Origin of the sequence: Albimonas donghaensis (genome assembly GCF_900106695.1) — a bacterium.
Lineage (GTDB): Bacteria > Pseudomonadota > Alphaproteobacteria > Rhodobacterales > Rhodobacteraceae > Albimonas > Albimonas donghaensis.
On the sequence record NZ_FNMZ01000010.1, the window covers coordinates 48395 to 72539 of the forward strand.

A 24145-nucleotide genomic window follows, 5' to 3' on the forward strand; every position below is an offset into this window, starting at 1 on the left:
CCCGCCGGCTCAGATCGTGTCGCCGGTGGTCACGCGGCGGAAGACCTTGGAGATCCAGCTCTCAGGGTCCTCGAACGGCGCGATGTCGGCGCCCTGCATCATGGCGTAGGTGGCCTCGTACCAGGGCGAGCCCGGATAATTGTGCCCCAGGATCGCCGCCGCGGTGCGGGCCTCGGATTCGATGCCCAGGCTCAGATAGGCCTCCACCAGCCGGTGCAGCGCCTCCGGCGTCTGCGAGGTGGTCTGGTAGAAGCTGAGCACCGCCTTGAAGCGGTTGATGGCGGCGATGTAGTTGCCCTGGCCCAGATAGTAGCGGCCGATGGCCATTTCCTTGCCCGCCAGCTGATCGCGGGCGAGGTCGATCTTCAGCCGCGCCTCGCGGGCGTATTCGCTGTTGGGATAGCGGCGGACCACTTCCTCCAGCTCCTGCAACGCGCGCTCGGTCGCGCCCTGGTCGCGGGCCACGTCGACGATCTGGTCGTAGAAGGACATGGCCACGATGTACTGGGCGTAGGCGGCTTCCGGGTCGGACGGGAAGAAGGAGATGTAGCGCTGGGCGGCGGCCACGGCGCTGTCGAACTCGCCCGCCTGGTAATAGGAGAAGGCGGCCATGATCATCGCCCGCTTGGACCACTCCGAATAGGGGTGGACGCGCTCCAGCTCCTCGAAGGCCTGGGCGGCCTGCATCTCGTCGCCGGCGTTCAGCAGCGCCTCGCCCTCGGCGTAGATCTCGGCGGCGGAGCGCCCGGCATAGGGGTCGTAGAACGGGTCCTTGTCGTCGTCGGAGCAGGCGGCCAGGGTCGCGAGAACGAGGGCCAGGGCCAGCCTGGCCGGAGAGAAGCGGATCATCGCGAGGCGGTCCTTTGTTCGGCTTCCAGCTTGGGTCCGCCCGCGGCGGGGCCCCGAATTCCGGCGGGGCGCGCGCTGGCGGCGCGCGGCCCCGGTCCCCGGGTTTACGCGGTCAGGCGGGGCGGTCGCAAGGGCGGGCGGACCGGATCGTCCAGGATCGCGCGGGCGTGACGGGCGGCGAGCCGGGGGGCGAGGATCAGGCCGGGATGCGCGAAGAGCAGGCCCAGCCCCTCCGCGCCCGCCACGGGGCCGAGGATCGGGGCGCCGCCCGCGGGCATGGGCCGCAGCCCGATCCGGGCCGCCGGCGGGCCGGGCCGGAGGGGACCGGCGAAGGCCGCGCGGATCGCCGCCGCCGCGCGGCGACCGGCGGCGGGCCCGTCGGAGGCGGAGGCCGCGCCGGTCAGCCCGCTCCCGAACCCGAAGCGCGTCCCGGCGCGCCCTCCCGGCCGGATCTCGAACCCGGGGCCGGAGATCACCGCATCGGGAACCCCCGCCCCGCCGGAGGGAAACTCCAGCCGGACCGCGGGGGAGAGGCGCAGGGCGCCCGCCGCCTCAGGCAAACCCGCCTCCGTCAGCAGCGCCGCGCTCCCCGCCCCGGCGCAGAGCGTCACGTGATCGGCGCGGATCGGGCCGGCGGCGGTCTCGATCCCCCGGACGCGGCCCGCCTCGATCACCAGGCGCTCGGCGCGCAGGCCGAAGGTGATGCAGGCGCCGGCGGCGCGGGCGGCGGTCAGCAGGGCGCGGACGGCGCGCTCGGGCTCGACCACCGCGCTGCGCGGCTCCAGCGCGGCGAGCGCGGGCGGGCGGCGAAGCTGCGGGAACCGCGCGGCGATGGCGGGGCGGGTCAGCAGACGGGCGCCGGCGCGACGGGCGAGCGCGCGGGTCTCCGCCGGGCGCGCCGCCCAGGTCAGCGCCGGAAGCTCCCGCAGTCCCGTGGCGCCGCGCAGGTCCCGGTCCAGCCGCCGCCAGTCGGCCAGCGCCGCGCGCCGCTCGGCCAGGGTCGCCGCGTCGGCGGAGGCCGGGGCCATCAGCATGTTGAGCCAGCCGAACGCGGCCCCGGTGCAGCCGGCGGCGGGGCCGGCCGCGGCCTCGACCAGCCGCACCCGCGCGCCGCGCCGGGCCAGGTCCAGCGCCAGCGCCGCGCCGGCGATTCCCGCGCCCACGATCAGCACGGCGGGGCGGGCGGCGGAGTCGCGGGACATGCGGGATGACCGGAACAGCGGATGCGGAAACGCCCGCCCCGCGGTCGGCGGGACGGGCGTGGAAAGCATGGCGTCGCGGATCAGGCGGCGGCGCGCAGGCCCATCACGTCATGAGCGGGCATGCCGTCGACCTCGAACCGCCAGGCGTCGGGCCGGGCGAACAGCGCGCGCAGGATGAGGTTGTTCATCTCGTGCCCGCCGCGCCGGCCGATATAGCGGCCGATGATCGGAGCGCCGGCCAGCGCCAGGTCGCCCACCGCGTCCAGCATCTTGTGGCGCACGAATTCGTCGGGACGGCGCAGCCCCTCGGGGTTCACCACCGCGTCGCCATCGACCACGATCGCATTGGCCAGCGACCCGCCCAGCGCCAGCCCCGCCTGCTGCATCGCCTCGACCTCGGCCTTGCGGCAGAAGGTGCGGCAGTCGGCGAGATGCTCCATGAAGGCGCCGTTGACCAGCGTCAGGTTCAGCGACTGGGCGCCGATGGCCTTGTCGGCGAAGTCGATGCCGAAATCGATCTCGAAGCGGGACGCGGGCTCAAGGCGCGCGGTGCGGCCGTGATCCTCGATCTCCACCGGGCGAAGGATGCGGATGGCCCGCGCCTCCCCATGCACGGCGCGCAGGCCGGCGCCGCGGATCGCCTCGGCGAAGGCCGCGGCGGAGCCGTCCATGATCGGGATCTCGGGGCCGTCGATCTCCACCAGCGCGTTGCCCACGCCGCAGCCGGCGAGCGCGGCCATGATGTGTTCGATGGTCGAGACCGAGACGCCTTCGCGGTTGGAGATCACGGTGCACAGGCGGGTGTCGGACACGAGGTCCCAGCGCGCCTGGATCATCGGATCGCGGTCGGTCACGTCGACCCGCTTGAACCAGATGCCGTAATTGCCCGAGGCGGGCAGGATGCGCAGCCGCGCCGGTCGGCCCGAGTGGAGCCCCTGGCCGCGGAATTCGATCGCGTTGCGTACCGTCGCCTGCATGTCGCCCTCTTGGTTCAAGAAGCTGCGCCCGCCTCGCCGTCCGGCTTGTCCGGCCCCGGTTTCCCGGCGCGTCCCCGCTTGGGGCCGCCCCTGTTTCCGAGCCGCGTCGGAGGCTTTTTCGTTGCTCTGGAGGTAGCGGCGGGGGGTCTCAAGGACAAATCAAGGTTTGCAACGCTTTGCGACAGAAAGCTCACAGAGGGGCGCCAAGTTTCTGAAATTGCTACAGAAACAATCATCACGGAGCGGTCACGAAACCCGAAAGCCAAGTGTCGGAACGCGCAGGAAAAATCGGGGCGAGAGGCGACGGAGAAAGGGGCGCCGCGCAAAAAGGCGCCCGACCTTGGGAGGCCGGGCGCCGCAGGTGCGTCGAGCGGTTCGGAATGGCGGCGGCGAGGCGCCCGCCCTCCCGGAGCGGAAAGACGCCTGCGGCCGGGGAAAGCGCCCGGCCGCAGGCGTCGGGGTCAGTTGGCCTGGCGGCGCAGGAAGGCCGGGATCTCGCGCTGGCGATCGGCTTCGGCCGGGTCGTCCTGGCGGGCGTTCAGGCTGGGCTCGCCCCGCGCCGGCTGGGCGCGGCCGGCCTCGGCCTGGTTGGCCCCGGTCATGCGGTGGATCAGGCTGTTGATCCCGAAGCGCGCCCGGTCGCCCTGCGGAGCGCCGGCGGCGACCGGCGCGGGGGCCGGCTGCGGCTGGGGCTGGGCCTGCGGGGCCGGACGCCGCGCCGCCGGATCGCCGGGATGCGCGACCGCGGCGTGCAGCCGGGCCCGGGTCGCCTCGCTCGGCTCGCCGCGGGGGGCGGGCGCCGCCTGGGTCGGGGCCGGGGCGCGGGCCGCGGTGGCCGCTGTCTCCGCCGCGGGGGCGATGAAGGCGCCGCCGTGGTCATAGGGGCTGGCCGGCTCCGGCGCGGGCTCGGCGCGGGCGGCGGTCATCGGGGCCTCGTCGAGGTCGAAGCTCGGCGAGGTCATCGGGGCCGCCGGCTGCGGGGCCGGAGCGACAGCGGCAGCGGGCGCGGGCTGGGGCGTGACCTGGGGCTGGGGCGCGGGGGCCTCGACCCTCTCGGCCGCGACGGGCGCGGGCTCGGCCGGCGCGGCGGCGACCGCAGGGGCCTCGGGCGCGGCCTGGCGCGGGGCCTCGAGCTCGACCCGGCGCACGGGACGCGGGGTCTCGCGCTGCACGTCCTCGGCCTCGATGCCGGTGGCCACCACCGACACGCGCATGACGCCGTCGATATCCGGGTCCAGCGTCGAGCCGACGATGATGTTCGCCTCCGGGTCCACTTCCTGACGGATGCGGTTGGCGGCCTCGTCCAGCTCGAACAGGGTCAGGTCGTAGCCGCCGGTGATGTTGATCAGCACGCCCTTGGCGCCCTTGAGGCTGATCTCGTCCAGCAGCGGGTTGGCGATGGCCTTCTCGGCGGCCTGGATGGCGCGATCCTCGCCCTCGGCCTCGCCGGTGCCCATCATGGCCTTGCCCATCTCGTCCATCACCGAGCGCACGTCGGCGAAGTCGAGGTTGATGAGGCCCGGACGGACCATCAGGTCGGTCACGCCCTTCACGCCCTGGTAGAGCACGTCGTCGGCCATCATGAAGGCGTCGGCGAAGGTGGTCCGCTCATTCGCCAGCCGGAACAGGTTCTGGTTGGGAATGATGATCAGCGTGTCGACGACGCGCTGCAGCTCCTCCACCCCGGACTCGGCGAAGCGCATGCGCTTGGTGCCCTCGAAGTGGAACGGCTTGGTCACGACGCCGACGGTCAGCACGCCCATTTCGCGCGCGGCGCGGGCGATCACGGGGGCGGCGCCGGTGCCGGTGCCGCCGCCCATGCCGGCGGTGATGAAGCACATATGGGCGCCGGCGAGGCTGTCGACGATCTCTTCGATCGATTCCTCGGCGGCCGAGCAGCCCACCGTCGGCTTGGCGCCCGCGCCCAGCCCCTGGGTGGTCGCGGCGCCGAGCTGGATCCGGCGGGTGGCCTGGCTCTGCTGCAGCGCCTGCGCGTCGGTGTTGGCCGCAACGAAATCGACGCCGTCGAGGGCCTTGTCGATCATGTTGTTGACGGCGTTGCCGCCGGCGCCGCCGACGCCGAAGACGGTGATCCGGGGCCGGAGCTCGGTCTGCTCCGGAATCATCAGAGTAAGGGACATGGCGCCCGCCTGTTATTTGCTGACGTCCCCGCCGGACACGCTCACGGAATCTGTCGCCCGGATGCGTGCAGGTAGGGAGGTCGGTTGCCGCTCGATTTCGCCGCGATCCTTTTTGGACGGATCGCGTCTTTCATTGCCGGCCAGACTACCGGATGTCGGGGCCTCGGTCACGCGGAAATCGGTTAATTTCATGGGTTTCCGGGGCGCGCCTCGTCCAGTTCCGCCACATTTGGAGGAATTTGCGTCGCATCAAGGACCTGCGGGCCGATCTTGATATGACGCCTCAACGACGGCCCCGCCGAAGGGTCCGGACGCGGCCCAGGCCGCGCCGGCGGCTCGGCTCACCAGTTGTCCTTGAACCAGCGCACCGCGCGGCGCATCCGGGTGCCGCCGGACAGGCCCGAAGGCGCCTCGAAATCCCAGAACTCGTCATGCGGCCGGACCGAGTAGACCGCGAGCCCGACCAGCGCCGAGAACGCCGGCCCGGTCACGTTCTGCGGCAGCCCCGCCACCCGCAGCGGCCGCCCCACCCGCACCCGCTGGCCCAGCACGCGGCGCGCCGCGTCCTCCAGCCCCGGAAGCTGGCTGCCGCCGCCCGTCAGCACGATCCGGCGCGAGGGCAGGCCTTGGAAACCGGCGCGGTCGAGCAGCATCCGCACTTCCTCGAAGATCTCCTCGACCCGCGGCCGGATCACCCCGATCAACGCCGCGCGGGTGAGCGTGCGCTCCTGCCCCTCGCCGCCGAGCACGGGGGCCGAGATCAGCTCCCGGTCATCCAGCCCCGTGGCCACGACGCCGCCATGCAGCACCTTCATGCGCTCGGCGATGGCGGTCTCCAGCGAGAACGCCTCGGAGATGTCGCGGGTCACATGGGCGCCGCCGACGCGGGCCGAATCGAGACAGATGAGCTGTTTGCGCAGGAAGATCGACACGCCGGTCGACCCCGCCCCCATGTCCACGCAGGCGGCGCCGAGCTCCTGCTCGTCCTCCACCAGGCTGGCGAGCCCCGCGGCGTAGGGCGCCGTCACCACGCCCGCCAGCTCCAGGTCGCAGCGGCGCACGCAGCGCGCCAGGTTGCGCAGGGGCGCGGAGGCGACGGAGAGCACATGCATGTCCACGGCCAGCGACTGGCCGTTCATGCCCCGCGGATCGCTCAGGAAACTGGCGCCGTCCAGGGTGAAGTTCACGGGCAGCGCGTGCAGGATCTCGCGCCCCTCCTCCAGCGGCGGCTCGGGGCAGCCGACCAGGGCCGCGGCCACGTCGGCCTCCGAGACCTCGCCCGACATCACCTCGGCGTCGCCGGTGGCCCCGAAGGACGTGGGCCGCCCGCCCGAGACCGCGGCGACCACCTGGTCGACCCGCACGCCGGCGTTCTTCTCGGCGCGCTGGAGGGCGGTGCGGATGGCGCGCTCGCATTCCTCCATGTCGGTGATCTCGCCCAGGCGCACGCCGCGCGACTGGGTGGTCCCGGCGCCGATCACGCGCATGGCGGCGAACCCGCCCAGCGCCCCGTTCTCCCGCGCGCCGGAGGCCAGCCGCGCCGGGTCGATGCGCAGGATCAGGCAGGAGGTCTTCTCGGTCCCGATATCGAGCACCGCCAGCAGCCCGCGCTTGAGCGCGGAGCGCAGCTGGTCGCGCATCAGGCGCTGGGAATCGAAAAGAGCGTGCCTCATGCGTCCTTGCCCTTGATCAGCGCCTTGGCGCGTTCCAGTTCCGCCACGGCGCGGGCGGTCAGCCGCAGCACCGGGCGCTGCGGGTCGCGAAAGTCGATCACCGAGATCTCCCGGTCCAGAAGATCGTCGGCGGCGTCGAGCGCCAGCAGCCGCTGCAGGGCGGCCTCGGGGTTCTCGGCGGGCAGATGCACCAGCACGTCGCCGCCCAGCGCCAGCGACCAGCGCCGCTCGCCCATCCGGATCAGGCCGCGCAGGCGGTCATGGATCGGCTCGGCCCGCTTCCACAGGACCAGCGCCTCGGCGACGGCGCGGTCGGCGCCCTCGCCCAGGATCAGCGGCAGGTCGGCGCGGTCGGCGCGATGCGCCACCGGGCTGATCAGCACCCCGTCCGCATCCACCAGGTGCAACTGCCCGTCCCAGCGCCACAGCGCCTCGGGCGCGCGCTGCACCAGGCCGATGCGCAGCGCGCCGTCGGGCATCACCTTGGGGACCGCGCGGGCGACGCCGGGCATGGTCTCGATCTCGGTTTTCAGCGCCGGCAGGTCCAGCCGCAGGGACGACACCGGAAAGCTCAGGCCCAGGCGATTCGACACGCGGGCCTGCAATTCGGGCGCCCCGCCCACGATCTCCAGCCGCGACACGGCGAATTCCGGGCGATCCATCAGCGAGGCGCGCAGGGACTCGACCCGTTCATGCACCGCCTCGCGCAGCGTCGCGCTCTGCCAGGCGCCCAGCGCCATCAGCATCAGCGCCGCCGGCGGCGCCAGCCGGCGCAGGGCGAAGCGCACATAGCCGCGCCGCCCCAGCCGGTCGAGCCGATAGCGCAACCGCGAGGGCGAGGGGTCGCGCCGGCGCCGCGGCGTCTCGAAGGGCGCGGGCGGGGCGGGGCGCAGGCGACGCGTCAGGCGCTGCGCGGCGCGCACCGGCGCGATCATCGCGCGCCCCCCCGGCCCGGAGGAGACAAGAGAGCGGAAAGCATCAACGCAGGCACGAGGCGTCCTCCACCATCCAGCGCATCAGGTCTTCGAAGGAGATCCCCGCATGGGCGGCCTGTTCGGGCGCCAGCGAGGTCGGGGTCATGCCGGGCTGGGTGTTGACCTCCAGCAGCGCCAGCCCCGCGACGCCCTTCGTGTCGTCCCAGCGGAAATCCGACCGGCTCAGCCCCCGGCAGCCCAGCGCCGCATGGGCGCGCACGGCGAAGTCCCGGCAGGCGGCCTCGATGTCGGCGGGGATGTCGGCGGGGATCACATGGGTCGACCCGCCATCGGCGTATTTCGCCTGGTAGTCGTACCAGCCGGTATTGGCGAAGATGTCGGTCACCGCCAGCGCCCGGTCGCCCATCACCGCCACGGTCAGCTCGCGACCGGGCACGAAGGCCTCGACCAGCAGCGTGTCGGGCGCGTCGGCGGCCAGCCGCGCCGGGCCGTTGGCGCCCTCGGTCACCAGGTAGACGCCGACCGAAGAGCCTTCGTTGTAGGGCTTCACCACATAGGGCGGCGGCATCGGGTGGCCGGCCTCGACCTCCTCGCGCGGGGCGAGCCGGCCTTCGGCGACCGGCAGCCCGGCGGCGGCGAAGATCTCCTTCGCCTTCACCTTGTCCATGGCCACGGAGGACGCCATGACCCCGGAATGCGTGTAGGGAATTTCGAGCCATTCGAGCAGGCCCTGGACGCAGCCGTCCTCGCCCCAGCGGCCATGAAGGGCGTTGAACACCACGTCGGGGCGGGCCTCGGCCAGGCGTGCGGGCAGGTCGGGGCCCGCGTCGATCTCGGTCACGTCGTAGCCCGCGGCGGCCAGGGCGCGCGCGCATTCGCGGCCCGAGACCAGCGAGACCTCGCGCTCGGCCGAGCGGCCGCCCTTCAGCACCGTGACCCGGGTGGATGCCTTGCCCGACATGCCTGCCTCGATCCCTCGTCCCTCTGCGGAGACGTTCCAGACGCCGCCCGGTCAGCCCGGAAACGACGCCGCGACAGGGAGTTGGCGCGCGCATCGCTGCGTCGCGTCGGTCGCCCTGCCCGCCTGTGATGACCTTCGCCCGGGTTTTCCCGGTGCGTCGGACTGCTCGCGTCCCGGCGAAGCGGGTTCGCGGGACGGGGCGAGCATACGCGGTCAGGGAGCGTTCGCAAACCCTTAAGAGGTTAAGCGAAGCTTAACTCGCAGCCTCTCGCGGCGGCAGGCCGATGCGCCGGATCTCCCATTCCAGCGCGATCCCGCAGGCTGCGCGCACCCGCGCGCGGACCTCCTCGCCCAGCCCTTCCAGGTCGGCGGCGGTGGCCCCTCCGGCATTGACCAGGAAGTTGGAATGCTTCTCCGACATCACCGCCCCGCCCCGGCGCAGGCCCCGGCAGCCGGCGGCGTCGATCAGGGTCCAGGCCTTGAGGTCCATCGGATCCCCCGCCTCGCCGGTCGAGGAATAGCCCGACGGGTTGCGGAAGGTGGACCCGCAGGAGCGGTCCCGGGTGGGCTGGCTGGCCTCGCGCCGGGCGATGTAGTCGGCCATTTTCGCCTCGATCTCCGCGGGGTCGCCGGGGCGGCCGCGCAGCACCGCTTCCACGATCACCGCGTCCTCGGGCAGGTCGGAGGACCGGTAGCCGAAGCCGATCTCCCCGCCCGGCACGGTGACGGAACGGCCGTCGCGCCCCAGATACGTCACCGTCTCCACCACGTCGGCGGCGTAGGCGCCGTAACAGCCGGCGTTCATGCGCACCGCGCCGCCGAGAGCGCCGGGGATCGTGCGCAGGAATTCCAGCCCCGCGATCCCCGCCTCCGCCGCCGCCATCGCCGCGCGCGAATCCAGCAGCGCCGCCCCGACCCGCAACCGGTGATCGGGCAGGACCTCCACCCCGTTGAACCCGCGCCCGAGCCGGACGGCCACGCCCGACAGCCCCCCGTCGCGGATGATGAGGTTGGAGCCCACGCCCAGCGGGGTCAGCGGAATATCCGCCGGCAGGGCCGCGAGAAACCCCGCGAGGTCGTCGCGGTCCGCCGGCTGGAACAGCGCCTCCGCCGGCCCGCCCACGCGCAGCCAGCACAGGTCGGCGAGCGGACGCATCGCGGCGATCCGCCCGCGCGCCACCGGCAGCCGCGCCGACAGCGCCGCCCCGTCGAGCATGGCGTCCCCGCGCTTCGCCTCGCCGGGCGGGGACGGCTCGGCGGCGTGGCTCGGCTGATCGGTCATGCGGGTCGGCTCCTGCGGCGGGGGTCGGCCCCTCCCACATAGCGCGCCCACGCCCCCCGCGCCAATCCACGTCCCCCGCACGGTCCCCCGCACGAATTTTCCGCCGCCGCGCTCAAGGACGGCCCTCGTCGTGGCCATGCAGGCGCACCGGCGCGCCGGCTTCCACGCTCGCCCGGCCCGCCGGTCACGGGGTCGACCGCCCTCCCGCTCCCCTCTCCCCGCTTGGGGAGAGGGACAGGGAGAGGGGCGCCCCGAAGGCCGCTTGCGGCCGAAAGCATGGGCATGCCCGGCACGGGCGCCGTCCGGCTACCCCTGCCCCGTGGGCCCGACGGCGCCCTTCTGGGCGGTGATCGGCCCGTACTGGCCGGGCTCGCGATGGGCGGCGAAGTTGAAATAGGTCTCGCGGTAGATCCGCGCGAGGTCGAGGTCGCAGCGCGCCCGCACCACCTCGTCCTCCAGCGTCGTGGCCATCGCCGCCACCTCGCCCGAGGGCGCCACGATCATCGACTGCCCGATCAGGTGCGAGCCCTCCTCGGTCCCGCATTTCGCCGTCCCCACCACCCAGGTCGCGTTCTGGTAGGCCCCCGCCTGCATGGCGAGCTGGTTGTGGAAATTCGACAGGTCGTCGATCTCCGCATGGCCCGTATGGTCGTTCGGCGTGTTGTAGCCCAGCAGCACCATCTCGACCGAGCGCAGCGCCATCACCCGATAGGTCTCCGGCCAGCGGCGGTCGTTGCAGATGCACATGCCCAGATTGGCGTCCATGCTCCGCCACACCGGAAAGCCCAGGTTCCCCGGCCGGAAATATTTCTTCTCCAGGTGCTGGAAGGCGCGGGCGGGGCGATGATCCGCATGCCCCGGCAGATGAACCTTCCGATACCTGCCGACGATCCGCCCCGTCGGGTCCACGAGAATCGACGTGTTGTAGCGCCGCTTCTCACCGTCCTCGACCGCCAGTTCCGCATAGCCCAGGTAGAACCCGACGCCGAGACGCGCCGCCTCCTCGAACAGGACGCGGGTCTCCTTCCCCGGCATCTCGGTCTCGAAGAAAGCGTCCAGCTCCGCCTCGTCCTCGATCCACCAGCGGGGGAAGAAGGTGGTCAGGCACAGCTCGGGGAACACCACCAGCCGGCACCCCGCCGCGGCGGCCTCGCGCAGCATCTCCAGCAGGCGGGCCACGCATTGCGCGCGCGTCTCCGACAGCGCGATCGGCCCCATCTGCGCCGCGGCCACCACCAGCGGGCGGGCGTCCCGACCGGCGCTCATGCCCGCCCTCCCTTCGCCCGCGTCCCCGCCCGCAACGCCTCGGTGGCCGCGAGGTCCAGCGCCCCGTCCTCCACCACCACCCCGTAAAGCGCCCGCGCCGAGGCCGGCGAAATCAGGTCATCCAGAACATCGTCCAGCACCCTTTCGGGCTCCCGCGCGCAGGGATCCCCATAGCCGCCCCCCGCCGGTCCGGTCGCCACATAGACCTCCCCCTTCTTCGCCGCCCGATAGGCGAGTTTGGAGGGCATGGCCCGCTCCGTCCCGTCCGGCGCGATGGCGGTCAGCGAGGCCGTCCCCCCCTCGCCCCCGCCCGCGAACCCCCAGGGGCGGAAGGCGTGGCCCTCGCCCTCGACCGAGGCGCCGCCGTCGGCCAGGAACTCGAACGCCCGGATCGAGCCGAAGCCGCCGCGCCATTCCCCCGCCCCGGCCACGTCCTCGTTCAGCTCGTAGCGGGTGACGCGCAGGGGGAGGTGTGTCTCGATATCCTCGATCGGGTTGTTGCGGGTGTTGGCGTAGAGCGTATCCACCGCGTCCATCCCGTCCATCCCGAAGCGCCCGCCATAGGCGCCTTCGAAGATCTCCATATGCACCCAGTGCTCCCCGCCCGAGAGGCCGGAGAAGGCGATGACCTTCAGGTTGCCGATGCCGGCCGAGACCATCTCCGGCGCGCATTGCGACAGCGCCTTCATGACCGTGTCGGCGAGCTGGTTGCCGCCGGTGAAGCGGGCGATGACCGGGGCCGGGAAACTGGGGTTGGCGAGGCAGCCCTTGGGCGCCTTGATCGTCACCGGCCGTGTCAGACCCGAATTCTGCGGGATGATCCCATGCACCGCGCTGTCCAGCAGGACCGAGCGCAGGGTCAGCCAGATCGCGATGTCGGTGGTCCCCACGAAGGGCATGTTCACCGGGCGGTCGTCGATCTGGGGCGAGGTCCCCTCCAGGTCCACCTCGATTTCGTCGCCCTTCACCGTCAGCGTCACCGCCATGGTCAGGTGGCGCCGCTCGGGGTCGTCCAGGAAGCCGTCGAGCATGGTGCTCGCCTTGTAGACCCCGTCGGGCAGCGCCGAGATCGCCTTGCGCATCATCGTCTCGGAATGGTCCATCAGCGCGTCCACGGCGGCGGTGACCTGCCCGGCGCCATGCTGGTCGATCAGCTCTCCGAACCGCGCGGCGCCGATTTCGGAGGCCGCGATCTGCGCCTCCATGTCCCCGACCACCAGGTTCGGCGCCCGCACGTTGTCGCGCAGGATCCGCCAGACCTGCGGGATGTCGCGCCCCGCCTCGCGGATCTTGATGGCCTTGAACTGAAGCCCCTCGGCATAGACGTCGATGGCCTCGACGATGCCGGCCGAACCCGGCGTCTGGGCGCCGACATCCAGGTGATGCGCGGTGGTGCAGGCGAATCCCTGCAGCGCCCCGTCGCGGAACACCGGCGACAGGAAGGCGAAATCCGGCCCGTGGGAGGCGCCCCCATAGGGGTCGTTATGCATGATGACGTCGCCGGGCTCGATGGTCTCGCCGCGTTCGGCCATCACCTTCAGGACGTTCTGCACATAGCCCGCGATGGGACCGGACTGCAGGGGGGTGGACTGCATGGATTCGGCGATCTGGCGACCCTGCGCGTCGGTCAGCGCGGCCCCGAAATCCTCCGACTCGCGGATGATCGAGGAATAGGACATGCGCATCAGCTTGTAGCCCATCTCCACCGCGATGGACTGCAACCCGCCCTGGATGACGGAGGCGGAGATCGGGTCGATGGACGAAGCGGTGCTTGCGGTGCGGCTCATGGCTCAGCCCTCCTGCGCGACGCGGATCAACAGGTTGCCGCCCTGGTCGGCGACGAGACTGTCGCCGGGCCGCAGCATCGAGGTCGTGTCCTTCTGGACGATCAGCGCCGGGCCGGGGATCTCGGTGTCGAGCGGCAGCGCCTCGCGCCGATAGACGGGCGTGGGAAGGCGGGTCACGGCCCCCGCCACGCGGAAGGCGACATGGGCGGTGCGGACCAACGCCTCGGCGAGGCTGCCGCCGGGAGGCGGCGCGGGGCGTTCCAGCACCGGCATGGCGCCGACGCCGCGGACCCGGACATTGACGATCTCGATGGCGGCGCCGGGATTGATGCGCCCGTATTCGCGGCGGTGCTGTTCGGTGAAATCGTCGAACACCGCCGCCAGCCCGTCGGCGTCGAGCGACGCGGGGAAGGCGCAGCGCAGCTCGTAGCCCTGCCCGACATAGCGCAGATCGCCGGCGCGCTCGAACGTCATGGCGTCCTCGTCGAAGCCGTCGGCCTCAAGCCGGTCGGTCAGCTCGCCCTGCATCTCGGACAACAACCCTTCCAGCCGGGCCGGATCGGGCTCGGCCGAGGTCGCGAAGACGGACCGCACGAGGTCGTATTTCATGTCCGTCGCCGCCAGCCCCATGGCCGAGGTGATGCCCGGCGCCGGCGGCACGATCACCTCCGGGATGCCCAGCATGGCGGCCACGTCCACCGCCTGAAGCGGCCCGCCGCCGCCGAAGGCCACCAGCGAGAAGGACCGCGGGTCCAGCCCCTTCTGCACGGTGCGCGACCGCACGAGGTTGGCCATGTTGGCGTTGACCACCCTGAGGATGCCGTCGGCGGTGTCCTCCAGCCCCAGGCCCAGGTCCCCGGCCAGCCCGCTCACCACGTCCCGCGCCGCGGCGATGTCGAGCGACATGGCCCCGCCGAGGAAGTTCTCGGGATCCAGCCGGCCCAGCGCCACGTTGGCGTCGGTGACGGTGGGCCGGGTTCCGCCCCGCCCGTAGGCCGCCGGCCCCGGCACGGCGCCGGCCGACCGCGGCCCAACGCGGAAGGCGCCCCCCGCGTCCACATGGGCGATGGAGCCGCCGCCCGCCCCGATGGTGTGAATGTCGATCATCGGGACCAGCACCGGAAATCCGGCGATGGCGGTGTCGCGGGCCGTGGCCTCGGCGAAGGCCCCGTCGCGCACGATGCCGATATCGGCCGAGGTCCCGCCCACGTCGAAGGTGATCAGGTCGCGCCGCCCCGACAGCGCCGCCGCCCAGGCCCCGCCGATGATCCCCGCGGCGGGGCCCGACAGCAGCGTGGCGACGGGCAGTTCCGCCACCATCCGCGCCGTGGCCGCCCCGCCGTTGGAGCCCATCACGTGCAGATCGGCGGAGAACCCGTTCTCCGCCAGCCGCGCCTCCAGCCGCGCCACGTAATCCCCGACCTTGGGGCCGATGAAGGCGTTCATGGCGGTGGTGGTGAAGCGCTCGAACTCCCGGAACTGGGGGGAGACGCCGGCGGAATGAGTGACGAAGAGGCCGGGGCACTCGGCCTCGACGATGGCGCGGGCGCGCAGTTCGTGCCGCGGGTCGAGATAGGAGAACAGGAAGCAGATGGCGATGGCGGCGACCCCGGCGTCGCGCAGCTCGCGGGCGGCCTGCGCGACGGCGGCCTCGTCCAGCGGCTCCAGCTCCACCCCCGGCGGCGCGATGCGCCCGCCCACGGTCTTGCGGAAGCGGCGCTTCACCAGGGGCCGGTCCTGCCACGGCACTTCCTGCCGGATCGAGTAATGCTGCGGGCGCTGGTGGCGGCCGATATGGAGGATGTCGCGAAAGCCGGAATTGGTGATCAGCCCGGCGACCGCGCCGTCATGCTCCAGCACCGCGTTGGTCGCCGTGGTGGTGCCGTGCAGCACGTGGTCCACCTCGCCCGGCGCCACGCCGGCCAGCGCGCACAGGCCGGTCATGCCGGCGAGCACGCCCTCGGACGGATCATGCGGCGTGGTGGGGACCTTGTGGATGACGGTGGTCCCGGCCTCGGTCTCCACCAGCACCAGGTCGGTGAAGGTGCCGCCCACATCGCAGCCGATCAGCTTCATTTCGCGCCCCCTTTGGCGAGCGGCGCGTTGTGGCCGCGCATGGGGAAGACCGGCGGCATCGCCGCGTCGGCGCTGCGCCCGGCCCAGTCGCGGGTGTGGACGAGGTCCATGGACCGCTTCTGCGCGGCCTCGACCCGGACCATGGCGCTTTCGTAGTCGATGAACATGGCGCGGCCATCGGCGACCACCTGCCGCCCGTCCACGTAGACGTCCTTGATCGGCCGCTCCCCGCCCGAGAAGATCAGCGCCCGGATCGGGTCGCGCAGCGGGCGCAGGGAGGCGTGGGTCAGGTCCACCAGCACCAGGTCCGCCTTCGCCCCCGGCGCGACTTTCCCGATATCGTCCCGCCGCAGCGCCTTGGCGCCCCCGACGGTGGCGGCGTGGAACACCATCTCCGCCGTCGGCTTGGCGGCGTTGCCGGAGATGGTGCGGGCGACGTAGATCGCGGTCTTCAGCTCCTCCACCATGTTCTGGGGATGGGTGTCGGTGCCGATGGTCATGTTGACCCCCCGCTCCACATAGCCCGCGAAATGCTGGAGCGAGATGCCCCGGCGCACGAAGACGGTGGGGCAATGCGCGACCGAGGCGCCGGCGTCCGCGATCATCCCCAGATCGTCCGAGGATGTGGTCCAGCCGACCTGCGGATGGCTGTCGAGGAAGATGCCGTGCCCGATCAGGGTGCGGTCGTTGAGGATCCCGATATCGTCCATCCACTGGATCGGCGTGCGCCCGTGGCGACGGATCATCTCGTTGAACTCAACGACTCCCTGGGCGGCGTGGATGGTGAAGGGGAGGTCGCGGGACTGGGCCTCGGACATCGCCTCGCGCAGAAGCCCTTCGAAGCAGGTGTCGATCTGCGACGGGCTGACCACGCCCGAAACCCGGCCCGACGGGTGCTTCGCCGCCGCGTCGAGGCAATCCATGGCGGCGCGCATCGACGCCTCGCCCGCCTTCTCGTCCAGTTCGTAATAGACCGAGTGGCCGTTGGCGGTCTTCCACGGCCCGTTGCGGAACATCGGCGCGGCGAAGGCCCGGATGCCGGTGGCCGCCAGCCCGTCCAGCCAGCCGTCATGCGCGAAGGAGATGTCGCACAGGCTGGTGACCCCGGATTGCAGCAGCTCCGCCAGCGCGACCTCGGTCGAGGCGCGCATGCCCTCCTCGTCGATCTCGAACAGGGTCAGGAATTCATAGAGCGAGCTCATGTAGAAGTTCGGGGAATAGACCTCCTCGGTCAGGCCCTTGAGCATGGTCTCGAAGCTGGGATGCGAGTGGACGTCCACGAAGCCCGGCATGACCATGCGGTCGCGGCCGTCGATCTCGGTGTCGAACGGGCCGGTCCAGGTCCCGTCCGAGGACACGATCCGGTCGCCCTGGAACACCACGTCGACGCCGCGGGCGTATTCGTGGCGCGCCGCCTCCTCGTTCCACACCACCGCCCAGTCGGCGTTTCGGATCACGGTGACGGGGGCTTCGGAGGCTGTCATGGGACGGTCCTTTCGAGAGAGAAGAGCGGGTCAGGAAGAGGCGGCGAGGTCGAGACCCACGAAGCGGGCGAAGGCCTCGACATGGTCGAGGAAGGCGTCGGCGAGCCGGCCGGCCTCGGCCTCCTCGCCCGCCGCCACGGCCTCGCCGATGCGGATGTGGAAATCGGTGATGGCGCCCGGCTCGAACCGGACCTGGCGCGCGTAATGCGCCAGCCAGAACCGGCGCGAGAGCGCGTAGAGCGGGATGATCGAGGCCAGGAACGGGTTGTCCGCGCTGTCCAGCAGCAGGTCCACGAAACGGCGGTCATGGCGCAGGGCGGGGACCGGGTCGGGGGCGTCGCGCATCCGGCGGAAGGCGGCGGCGGTCTCGCGCAGGCGGGCGGCCTGTTCGGGGCTGCGGCGCAGGGCGGCGCGGCGGACCAGCGTCCCCTCCAGCGCCCGGCGGGCCTCCAGCACCCGGAGCTGGGTGGCGAGGTCGATTTCGCGCACCCGCATCCCGCGCCGCGGCCGGGTGACGAGGATGCCGTCCCCCGCCAGCCGTTGCAGCGCCTCGCGCACCGGGGTGCGGCCGACGCCGATGCGCTCGGCGATCCCGTGCTCCGACACCCGGGCGCCGGGGGCGAGCTCCATGGTCACCACCAGATCCTCGACCCGCCGATAGGCCAGATCGGCGAGGCTTTCTCCGGTCGGGGGCGTTCCGGGCGTGAGGGCCTCGGGGTCGGGGGTCTCGGGGGCGGCGGGGTCGGCGAGCGGCATGGGGCGGAGCGTCCGTTACGTGGAGTCGGCTCCGAAAAGGCTAAGGGCAGGCTTCGCCGCGGCGCAACAAGATATGTGGAAATCGACAAACTGCATGCAGGAAAATTCGCCCATAGGCGTTCCTGACCCACGAACCACGCCCGCGGAACGCGAAACGGCCGGGCGCGAGGCCCGGCCGTCACCGATGTCCGCAGGCGGCGCCGTGGCTATTCGGCGGCCTCGCGCCCGGCCAGCGCCTCGGGCAGCGCCTGGGCCCATTGCGTGATCGACCCGGCGCCGAGGCAGACCACGATATCGCCGGGCCGCGCGCGGGCGGCGACGTAATCGGGCAGCGCCTCGGGCGAGGCCAGCGCCACCGCGTCGCGATGGCCGTGCCGGGTGAGACCGGCGACCAGCGCGTCGCGGTCCGCGCCCTCCACCGGCGCCTCGCCGGCGGCGTAGACCTCGGAGATCGCGACCATGTCGGCCTCGTTGAAGCATTTGCAGAAGTCTTCGAACAGCGAGGCGAGCCGCGAATAGCGATGCGGCTGGTGCACCGCGATCACCCTGCCCTGCGCCCCCACCGCCTGCCGGGCGGCGCGCAGCACGGCCGCGATCTCCACCGGGTGATGGCCGTAATCGTCGATGATCGGGGCGCCGTTCCATTCGCCGACCCGCGTGAAGCGCCGGTTCACGCCGCCGAAACGGGCCAGCGCGGCGCGGATGGAGTCGTCAGACAGCCCCAGCTCCAGCGCCACCGCGATGGCGGCGAGCGCGTTCTGCACGTTGTGGTCGCCGGGCATCGGCAGGGACAGACCCTCGATCCGCCGCTCGCCCCGCATCAGCCCGTCGCGCAGGCGGGCGATGACGTCGAATTTCGACACCGCCCCCTCATGGCGCAGGTTCACCGCCACCACGTCGGCCTGAAGCGAGAAGCCGTAGGTGATGACCCGACGGTCATCGACGCGGCCGACCAGGCTCTGCACCTCCGGATGGTCGATGCAGCAGATGGCGGCGCCGTAGAAGGGGAGGTTGGAGACGAACCGGTCGAAGGCCCGGCGCACCCCGTCGAAATCGCCGTAATGGTCCAGGTGCTCGGGGTCGATATTGGTGACGATGGCCAGCGTCGCCGGCAGGCGGATGAAGGTGCCGTCGCTCTCGTCCGCCTCGACCACCATCCATTCGCCGGCGCCCATGCGGGCGTTGGAGCCGTAGGCGTGGATGATGCCGCCGTTGATCACCGTCGGGTCCACGCCGCCCGCGTCCAGCAGCGCCGCGACCATCGAGGTGGTGGTGGTCTTGCCATGGGTGCCGGCCACCGCGACGTTGGATTTCAGGCGCATCAGCTCGGCCAGCATCTCGGCCCGGCGCACGATGGGCAGGCCGGCGGCGCGGGCGGCGTCGAGCTCGGCGTTGCCCGGCTTGATGGCCGACGAGATCACCACGACCTTGGCGCGCCCGATATTCTCCGCGGCCTGGCCGATGAAGACCCGGCCGCCGAGACCGCGGAGCCGCTCCAGGATCTGCGAGTCGCGCTGGTCCGAGCCCTGCACGTCATAGCCCAGGTTCAGCATCACCTCGGCGATGCCGGACATGCCGATGCCGCCCATGCCGACGAAATGGATCGGGCCGATATCCTGCGGCAGGCGGGTGGCGGCGGCTGCGGCGGCGTTCATGGGCGTCTCCGGGGGCGGCGTAGGGGGTGTGGGCGGGGGCCGGGTCGAGGTCAGGCGGGGGTCTCGCCGCGGGCGACGCGCTCGGTCAGGTCGGCCAGCCGCTCGGCGGCGTCGGGACGCCCGAGACCGGCGGCCGCCTGCGCCATGGTCGCGGCGCGGTCGGGATCGGCGAGAACGGCGGCGATGTGCCCCGAAAGCGACGTGGCCGTCAACCCGGCCTCGGGCGCCGCGATCGCCCCGCCGGCGGCGGCGAGCGGCGCCGCGTTGGCGGTCTGGTGATCGTCCATGGCCGAGGGATAGGGCACGAGGATCGAGGGCCGCCCGATCGCGGTCAGCTCCGCCACCGAGGACGCGCCAGCCCGCGCCACCACCAGCTGCGCCGCGGCTATGCGGGCGGGCATGTCGAGGAAGAAGGGCGCGACCTCCGCCCGGACCCCGGCGGCCTCGTAGCGGGCGGCGAGGCCGTCGACCTCCTCTGGGCGGGCCTGCTGGGTGAGCAGCAGGCGGGCGCGCAGGGGCTCGGGCAGCGCCTCGACCGCTTCGGGCACGAGGCGGGAGAACACGCTCGCCCCCTGGCTGCCGCCGAAGACCAGAAGGTTCAGCGCGCCCTCGGGGGAAGGGGGGGCGTAGGGCGTCGCCATCGCCTCGCGCGCCGCGTCGCGGATCGGGTTGCCGACATGCAGGGGCGCAGCGCCCTCGGGCGGGTTGGTCAGCGGCCAGGTCCCGCAGGCCAGCGCCTTCACCCGCGGCCCGAAGGCCTTGTTCACGCGCCCCAGCACGCCGTTCTGCTCATGGATCAGCGCCGGGACGCGAGCCACGGAGGCCGCGCCGAGCGCCGGGATGGAGGGATAGCCGCCGAAGCCCGCCACCGCCGCCGGGCGGTCGCGGCGGAACCAGCGCAGCGTCTCCCACAGCCCGAGCCCGATCAGGAAGGGCGCGCCCAGCTTCGCCAGCGCCCCGCCCCGCGCGAAGGTGGCGGAGCGGACGGGCTTCACCACCACCTCGGGCGGGAAGCCGCCGGCATAGCGGGCGCCGCGGTCGTCGGTGGTCAGGGTCACGCGCCAGCCCCGGCGCAGCATCTCCTGCGCCAGCGCCTGGGCGGGGAACATGTGGCCGCCGGTGCCCCCGGCGGCGATGACCAGATGGGGCGCGCTCATCCCGAGACCCCCGAACAAGCCCGCCCGCGCCTCGGCCCGAGGTCGGCGGGGCGGGCGGGTGGGGACGACCTCGGGCCGAGGCTCGGGCGGGCGGGGCGCGGGCGGGCGGGGCGCGGGCGGGCGGGGCGCGAACCGGGCATCCTCAGCCCCGTCCGACCAGCGCGTCGACCGCGCTGCGCTGCGGCCGCTTGCGGGTCATCGCCAGCAGCAGCCCCATGCCCACGCCCGCCGCGATCAGCGACGAGCCGCCATAGGAGATGAAGGGCAGCGTCATGCCCTTGGCCGGCAGCAGCCGGATGGCGACGCCCAGATTCACGAAGGCCTGCATCCCCACCAGCACCGCCATGCCGGTCCCCGCCAGCCGGGGGAAGGCGTCGCGCTCGTCCTGCAGGCGGCTCAGGGCGCGCAGCGTGATGAACAGGAACAGCCCGATCACCATCAGGCAGGCGACCAGCCCGTATTCCTCGGCCGCCACCGCGATGATGAAGTCGGTATGCGCATCCGGCAGCGTGTTCTTGACCGAACCCTCGCCGACGCCCACCCCGAAGATCCCGCCCTCCTGGATGGCGTTGGTGGCGTAGCCGATCTGGGTGCGCGGATCGACTTCCGCAGCCAGGAACCCGTCGATGCGGCGCGCGAAATGCTCGGAGTTCTCATAGGCGAAGGAGCCCACGGCCACCGCCGCCCCGGCCAGCCCCGCCAGCAGCGGCAGCGAGGCGCCGGCGACGAAATACATCCCGCCCCAGACCGCCATGACCAGCGCCGCCTGTCCGAAATCGGGCTGCAGCGCCAGCACCGCGGTGCAGGTCGCGGCCAGCAGGAAGGACAGCAGCTTGCCCGGAGGGCCGTGACGCTCGAACGTGCCGGCCATGATCCAGGCGGCCGTGCCCACGAAGGCGGGCTTGAGGAACTCCGACGGCTGCACCGACATGCCCCCGAGCGAGATCCAGCGCACCGCGCCCTTGCCGAAATCGGTGCCGATCGCCGGCAGCGCCAGGATCACCAGGAACGAGGCGCAGAAGCCCATCACCGCCAGTCGCCGCACGGTGCGCGGGTCCTGCATGGAGATCCCGACCATCACCGCCAGCGCCACCACCGCGAAGCCCGCCTGCCGGGCGACGAAGTAGAAGGTGGGCAGGTTCAGCTTGTCGGCCAGCGGCGCCGAGGCCGCCATGCCCACCACCAGCCCGATCACGATCAGCGCCAGCACCGCGCCCACCGTCCAGCGGTCGACGGTGCGCCACCAGCGGGTTAGGATCGGCTCGGAGGGGCGGGCCGGGGCCGCGCCGAACACCATCTCGGTCATGGGGTGGTCTCCTGGTCGGAACCGGTTTCGGAGGCGGGTCCGGCGCCGGCTTCGGCTTCGGGAGCGTCCTCCTCCGGCAGGCCGGCGATGCGGCGGGCGCGGGCGCGGAAGGCGTCGCCGCGGGCCTCGAAATTCGGATACTGGTCGAAACTGGCGCAGGCCGGCGACAGCAGGATGGTCTCGCCGGCGCCCGAGGCCGCCCAGGCCCGCTCCACCGCCGAGTCCAGATCCCCGCAGAATTCATGCGGGATCTCGCCCAGGGTCTGCGCGAAGTCCTCCGCCGCCTCGCCGATCAGATAGGCGCAGGCGACCCGGTCGAAGAGCGGGCGCAGGCTCTCGATCCCGCCCGCCTTGGGCACGCCGCCGGCGATCCAGCGGATCCGGTCGTAGGACAGCAGCGCCTTTTCGGCGGCGTCGGCGTTGGTGGCCTTGGAGTCGTTGACGAAGCTCACGCCCTCGCGCTCGGCCACCCGCTCCATGCGATGCGCCAGGCCGGGGAAGGTCCGCATCCCGGCCTCGATCACCTTGGGCGCCAGCCCCAGCGCCCGGCAGGCCGCCCAGGCGGCGCAGGCGTTCTGGTGGTTATGCGCGCCCTTCAGCGTCTCCATCTCCCGCAGGTCGGCGGAGGCCGTCTGCCGCCCGCCCCTGCGCTCGGCCAGGAACCCCTTGCGGGCGGTGACCGCGGGCTCATGGTCCGGCAGCTTGCGGCTGGCGGAGATGGCGACGACCGGGCTTTCGCCCTCCATCCCCCTGCCCCGCAGCCGGTCGGCCAGCGCGCGGCCCTCGGGCTCGTCCAGCCCGATCACCGCGCGCTCCGGCGCGCCGAGTTCGAACAGCCGCGCCTTGGCCGCGAAATAGCCGCCCCGCCCGCCATGCCGGTCCAGGTGATCGTCCGAGAGGTTGAGGAACACCGCCACGTCCGGGGCGAGGGAGCGCGCGGTCTCGATCTGGTAGGACGACAGCTCCAGCACCAGCACGTCGCCGTCATGGATGGGGTCGAGCGCCAGCACCCCCTTGCCGATATTGCCGCCCACCTGGCAGGGGACATGCGCCGTCTCCAGGATATGGCCGATCAGCGCCGTGGTCGTCGACTTGCCGTTGGAGCCGGTGACGCAGACCACCCGCGGGGGCGTGTCGAAATCGTCGAAATCGGAGGCCGCGAGCGCCCGGAACAAAAGCCCCACGTCGTTGTCCACCGGCACGCCGCGGGCCCGGGCCTGCTCCACCGCCGGATGCGGCGCGGGATAGAGCGCGGGGATGCCGGGCGAGACGACGAGCAGCGCCAGCCCCGCCTCCCACGCCCCGTCGCGGGACAGGTCGGCGATCTCGAAGAACTGGGCCTCGGCCCGGGTCCGGGCGGCCTCGCCGTCGTCCCAGCACAGCACCCTGGCGCCGCCCGCCTCCAGCGCCCGGGCGGCGGCGAGCCCGGAGCGGCCCAGCCCCAGCACGCCGACGACGCGGCCTTCGTATCCGGTCACGGGGATCATGCGGCGGCCCTTTCGGAGCGGGAGACGAGCGAGACGCGGAACCGGGAGGTCATGGTCCTCACCGCACCTTCAGCGTGGCGAGGCCGACCAGCGCCAGGATCACCGAGATGATCCAGAAGCGGATCACGATGGTCGGCTCCTGCCAGCCCAGTTTCTCGAAATGGTGGTGGATGGGCGCCATCAGGAACACCCGCCGCTTGGTCAGCTTGTAATAGCCCACCTGGATGATGACCGACAAAGCCTCGACCACGAAGAGCCCGCCGATGATGGCGAGCACGATCTCATGCTTGGTGACCACCGCGATGGCCCCCAGCGCGCCGCCGAGCGCGAGGCTGCCGGTGTCGCCCATGAACACCATGGCGGGCGGCGCGTTGTACCACAGGAAGCCCAGCCCCGCGCCGATCAGGGCGGCGGCGAAGATCACGATCTCTCCGGCGCCCTCGACATAGTGCAGGCCCAGATATTCGGTGAAATCGGTGCGCCCGACCACATAGGCGATGATGCCGAGCGCGCCGCCCGCGATCATCACCGGCATGATCGCCAGCCCGTCCAGCCCGTCGGTCAGGTTCACCGCATTGGCCGCGCCCACGATCACGATCATCGCGAAGGGCACGAACAGCAGGCCCATGTCCCACATCAGATCCTTGAGGATCGGAAAGGCGAGCCGGCCCGTCAGGTCGTCGGGCTGAAGATACATGGTCGCCGCCGACGCCGCCAGCGCGATGGCGAAGCCCGCCCCCAGCCGGATCCTGCCCGGCACGCCGCGCACGTCGAACTTGGAGACCTTGAGGTAGTCGTCCGCGAAGCCGATGGCCCCGAACCCCGCCGTCACCCCCATCACGATCCACACATAGCCCACGTCCAGCCGGCTCCACAGCAGGGTGGAGACCAGCAGCGCGAACAGGATCAGCACGCCCCCCATGGTCGGCGTGCCGGCCTTGGTCAGCAGGTGCCCCTCCGGCCCGTCCTTGCGGATCGGCTGGCCCTTCTTCTGCATCCGGCGCAGGGCGTTGATGATCGGCGTGCCGAACACGAAGCCGAAGATCAGCGCGGTCAGGAAAGCGCCGCCCGCCCGAAAGGTCAGGTAGCGGAAGAGGTTGAAGACGTCCCCCCCCTCCGACAGCGGCGTGAGCAGATGGTAGAGCATGTGA

General features: G+C 72.2%; 18 protein-coding genes. All 18 read right to left on the bottom strand.

From position 1 onward, the window contains the following. Positions 1-9: 9 nt before the first annotated feature. The 18 genes from BLV24_RS18720 to mraY all read right to left on the bottom strand — a co-directional run bounded on the left by BLV24_RS18720 (position 10) and on the right by mraY (position 24141). Complete coding sequence (locus tag BLV24_RS18720; protein WP_092684692.1) at positions 10-849, bottom strand: outer membrane protein assembly factor BamD; 840 nt, start codon at positions 847-849, stop codon at positions 10-12. A gap of 104 nt (positions 850-953) precedes the next feature. After that, a complete protein-coding gene (locus BLV24_RS18725; RefSeq protein WP_176954831.1) occupies positions 954-2051 on the bottom strand; it encodes an NAD(P)/FAD-dependent oxidoreductase in 1098 nt (365 codons plus the stop codon). An 80-nt stretch (positions 2052-2131) separates the two neighbouring features. Further along, on the bottom strand, positions 2132-3028 hold the full coding sequence (lpxC, locus tag BLV24_RS18730) for a UDP-3-O-acyl-N-acetylglucosamine deacetylase (protein ID WP_092684696.1): 897 nt from the start codon (positions 3026-3028) through the stop codon (positions 2132-2134). 461 nt (positions 3029-3489) lie between these two features. Beyond that, positions 3490-5169 (bottom strand): cell division protein FtsZ, encoded by a 1680-nt coding sequence (gene ftsZ, locus BLV24_RS18735; protein WP_092684698.1) that lies wholly within the window; start codon positions 5167-5169, stop codon positions 3490-3492. Positions 5170-5510: 341 nt separating this feature from the next. Further along, positions 5511-6842 (bottom strand): cell division protein FtsA, encoded by a 1332-nt coding sequence (ftsA, locus tag BLV24_RS18740; RefSeq protein WP_092684700.1) that lies wholly within the window; start codon positions 6840-6842, stop codon positions 5511-5513. Further along, a complete protein-coding gene (locus tag BLV24_RS18745; RefSeq protein WP_092684702.1) occupies positions 6839-7777 on the bottom strand; it encodes a cell division protein FtsQ/DivIB in 939 nt (312 codons plus the stop codon). Before BLV24_RS18745 ends, ftsA begins: the two co-directional genes overlap by 4 nt. A 43-nt stretch (positions 7778-7820) precedes the next feature. Then, the gene (locus BLV24_RS18750; RefSeq protein ID WP_092684704.1) at positions 7821-8738 is read right to left on the bottom strand and encodes a D-alanine--D-alanine ligase; all 918 of its coding nucleotides are present in this window, start codon (positions 8736-8738) and stop codon (positions 7821-7823) included. Between the two features lie 253 nt (positions 8739-8991). Beyond that, positions 8992-9954 (bottom strand): UDP-N-acetylmuramate dehydrogenase, encoded by a 963-nt coding sequence (murB, locus tag BLV24_RS18755; protein WP_176954837.1) that lies wholly within the window; start codon positions 9952-9954, stop codon positions 8992-8994. Positions 9955-10326: 372 nt separating this feature from the next. Then, positions 10327-11286, bottom strand: coding sequence for an N-carbamoyl-D-amino-acid hydrolase (locus tag BLV24_RS18760; RefSeq protein WP_092684706.1), 960 nt, complete (start codon positions 11284-11286; stop codon positions 10327-10329). Then, the gene (locus BLV24_RS18765) at positions 11283-13073 is read right to left on the bottom strand and encodes a hydantoinase B/oxoprolinase family protein (protein ID WP_092684709.1); all 1791 of its coding nucleotides are present in this window, start codon (positions 13071-13073) and stop codon (positions 11283-11285) included. The genes BLV24_RS18760 and BLV24_RS18765 overlap by 4 nt, the downstream gene beginning before the upstream one ends. A 3-nt stretch (positions 13074-13076) precedes the next feature. After that, positions 13077-15149, bottom strand: a complete 2073-nt coding sequence (locus tag BLV24_RS18770; RefSeq protein WP_092684711.1) for a hydantoinase/oxoprolinase family protein — start codon at positions 15147-15149, stop codon at positions 13077-13079. Further along, positions 15146-16633: an amidohydrolase family protein gene (locus BLV24_RS18775; protein WP_092684713.1), complete on the bottom strand. Its 1488-nt coding sequence runs from the start codon at positions 16631-16633 to the stop codon at positions 15146-15148. The genes BLV24_RS18770 and BLV24_RS18775 overlap by 4 nt, the downstream gene beginning before the upstream one ends. 30 nt (positions 16634-16663) lie before the next feature. Then, entirely contained in the window at positions 16664-17389 is a 726-nt protein-coding gene (locus tag BLV24_RS18780; RefSeq protein ID WP_092684715.1) for a GntR family transcriptional regulator, read from the bottom strand. Positions 17390-17595: 206 nt separating this feature from the next. Then, positions 17596-19044, bottom strand: coding sequence for a UDP-N-acetylmuramate--L-alanine ligase (gene murC, locus BLV24_RS18785; RefSeq protein ID WP_092684717.1), 1449 nt, complete (start codon positions 19042-19044; stop codon positions 17596-17598). A gap of 50 nt (positions 19045-19094) precedes the next feature. Further along, positions 19095-20201, bottom strand: a complete 1107-nt coding sequence (locus BLV24_RS18790; protein WP_092684719.1) for a UDP-N-acetylglucosamine--N-acetylmuramyl-(pentapeptide) pyrophosphoryl-undecaprenol N-acetylglucosamine transferase — start codon at positions 20199-20201, stop codon at positions 19095-19097. Between the two features lie 142 nt (positions 20202-20343). After that, a complete protein-coding gene (locus tag BLV24_RS18795; RefSeq protein ID WP_092684721.1) occupies positions 20344-21507 on the bottom strand; it encodes an FtsW/RodA/SpoVE family cell cycle protein in 1164 nt (387 codons plus the stop codon). Continuing rightward, positions 21504-22994 carry a UDP-N-acetylmuramoyl-L-alanine--D-glutamate ligase gene (murD, locus tag BLV24_RS18800; RefSeq protein WP_092684723.1) on the bottom strand — a complete coding sequence of 497 codons (1491 nt, stop codon included), beginning with the start codon at positions 22992-22994 and terminating at the stop codon, positions 21504-21506. The genes BLV24_RS18795 and murD overlap by 4 nt, the downstream gene beginning before the upstream one ends. Positions 22995-23052: 58 nt before the next feature. After that, positions 23053-24141, bottom strand: coding sequence for a phospho-N-acetylmuramoyl-pentapeptide-transferase (gene mraY, locus BLV24_RS18805; RefSeq protein ID WP_092684725.1), 1089 nt, complete (start codon positions 24139-24141; stop codon positions 23053-23055). Between the last annotated feature and the right edge of the window lie 4 nt (positions 24142-24145).

Coding starts and splice junctions, on each gene's coding strand:
- BLV24_RS18720 (WP_092684692.1), bottom strand. CDS start 849: ATGATCCGCTTCTCTCCGGCCAGGCTGGCCCTGGCCCTCGTTCTCGCG.
- BLV24_RS18725 (WP_176954831.1), bottom strand. CDS start 2,051: ATGTCCCGCGACTCCGCCGCCCGCCCCGCCGTGCTGATCGTGGGCGCG.
- lpxC (WP_092684696.1), bottom strand. CDS start 3,028: ATGCAGGCGACGGTACGCAACGCGATCGAATTCCGCGGCCAGGGGCTC.
- ftsZ (WP_092684698.1), bottom strand. CDS start 5,169: ATGTCCCTTACTCTGATGATTCCGGAGCAGACCGAGCTCCGGCCCCGG.
- ftsA (WP_092684700.1), bottom strand. CDS start 6,842: ATGAGGCACGCTCTTTTCGATTCCCAGCGCCTGATGCGCGACCAGCTG.
- BLV24_RS18745 (WP_092684702.1), bottom strand. CDS start 7,777: ATGATCGCGCCGGTGCGCGCCGCGCAGCGCCTGACGCGTCGCCTGCGC.
- BLV24_RS18750 (WP_092684704.1), bottom strand. CDS start 8,738: ATGTCGGGCAAGGCATCCACCCGGGTCACGGTGCTGAAGGGCGGCCGC.
- murB (WP_176954837.1), bottom strand. CDS start 9,954: ATGCTCGACGGGGCGGCGCTGTCGGCGCGGCTGCCGGTGGCGCGCGGG.
- BLV24_RS18760 (WP_092684706.1), bottom strand. CDS start 11,286: ATGAGCGCCGGTCGGGACGCCCGCCCGCTGGTGGTGGCCGCGGCGCAG.
- BLV24_RS18765 (WP_092684709.1), bottom strand. CDS start 13,073: ATGAGCCGCACCGCAAGCACCGCTTCGTCCATCGACCCGATCTCCGCC.
- BLV24_RS18770 (WP_092684711.1), bottom strand. CDS start 15,149: ATGAAGCTGATCGGCTGCGATGTGGGCGGCACCTTCACCGACCTGGTG.
- BLV24_RS18775 (WP_092684713.1), bottom strand. CDS start 16,633: ATGACAGCCTCCGAAGCCCCCGTCACCGTGATCCGAAACGCCGACTGG.
- BLV24_RS18780 (WP_092684715.1), bottom strand. CDS start 17,389: ATGCCGCTCGCCGACCCCGCCGCCCCCGAGACCCCCGACCCCGAGGCC.
- murC (WP_092684717.1), bottom strand. CDS start 19,044: ATGAACGCCGCCGCAGCCGCCGCCACCCGCCTGCCGCAGGATATCGGC.
- BLV24_RS18790 (WP_092684719.1), bottom strand. CDS start 20,201: ATGAGCGCGCCCCATCTGGTCATCGCCGCCGGGGGCACCGGCGGCCAC.
- BLV24_RS18795 (WP_092684721.1), bottom strand. CDS start 21,507: ATGACCGAGATGGTGTTCGGCGCGGCCCCGGCCCGCCCCTCCGAGCCG.
- murD (WP_092684723.1), bottom strand. CDS start 22,994: ATGATCCCCGTGACCGGATACGAAGGCCGCGTCGTCGGCGTGCTGGGG.
- mraY (WP_092684725.1), bottom strand. CDS start 24,141: ATGCTCTACCATCTGCTCACGCCGCTGTCGGAGGGGGGGGACGTCTTC.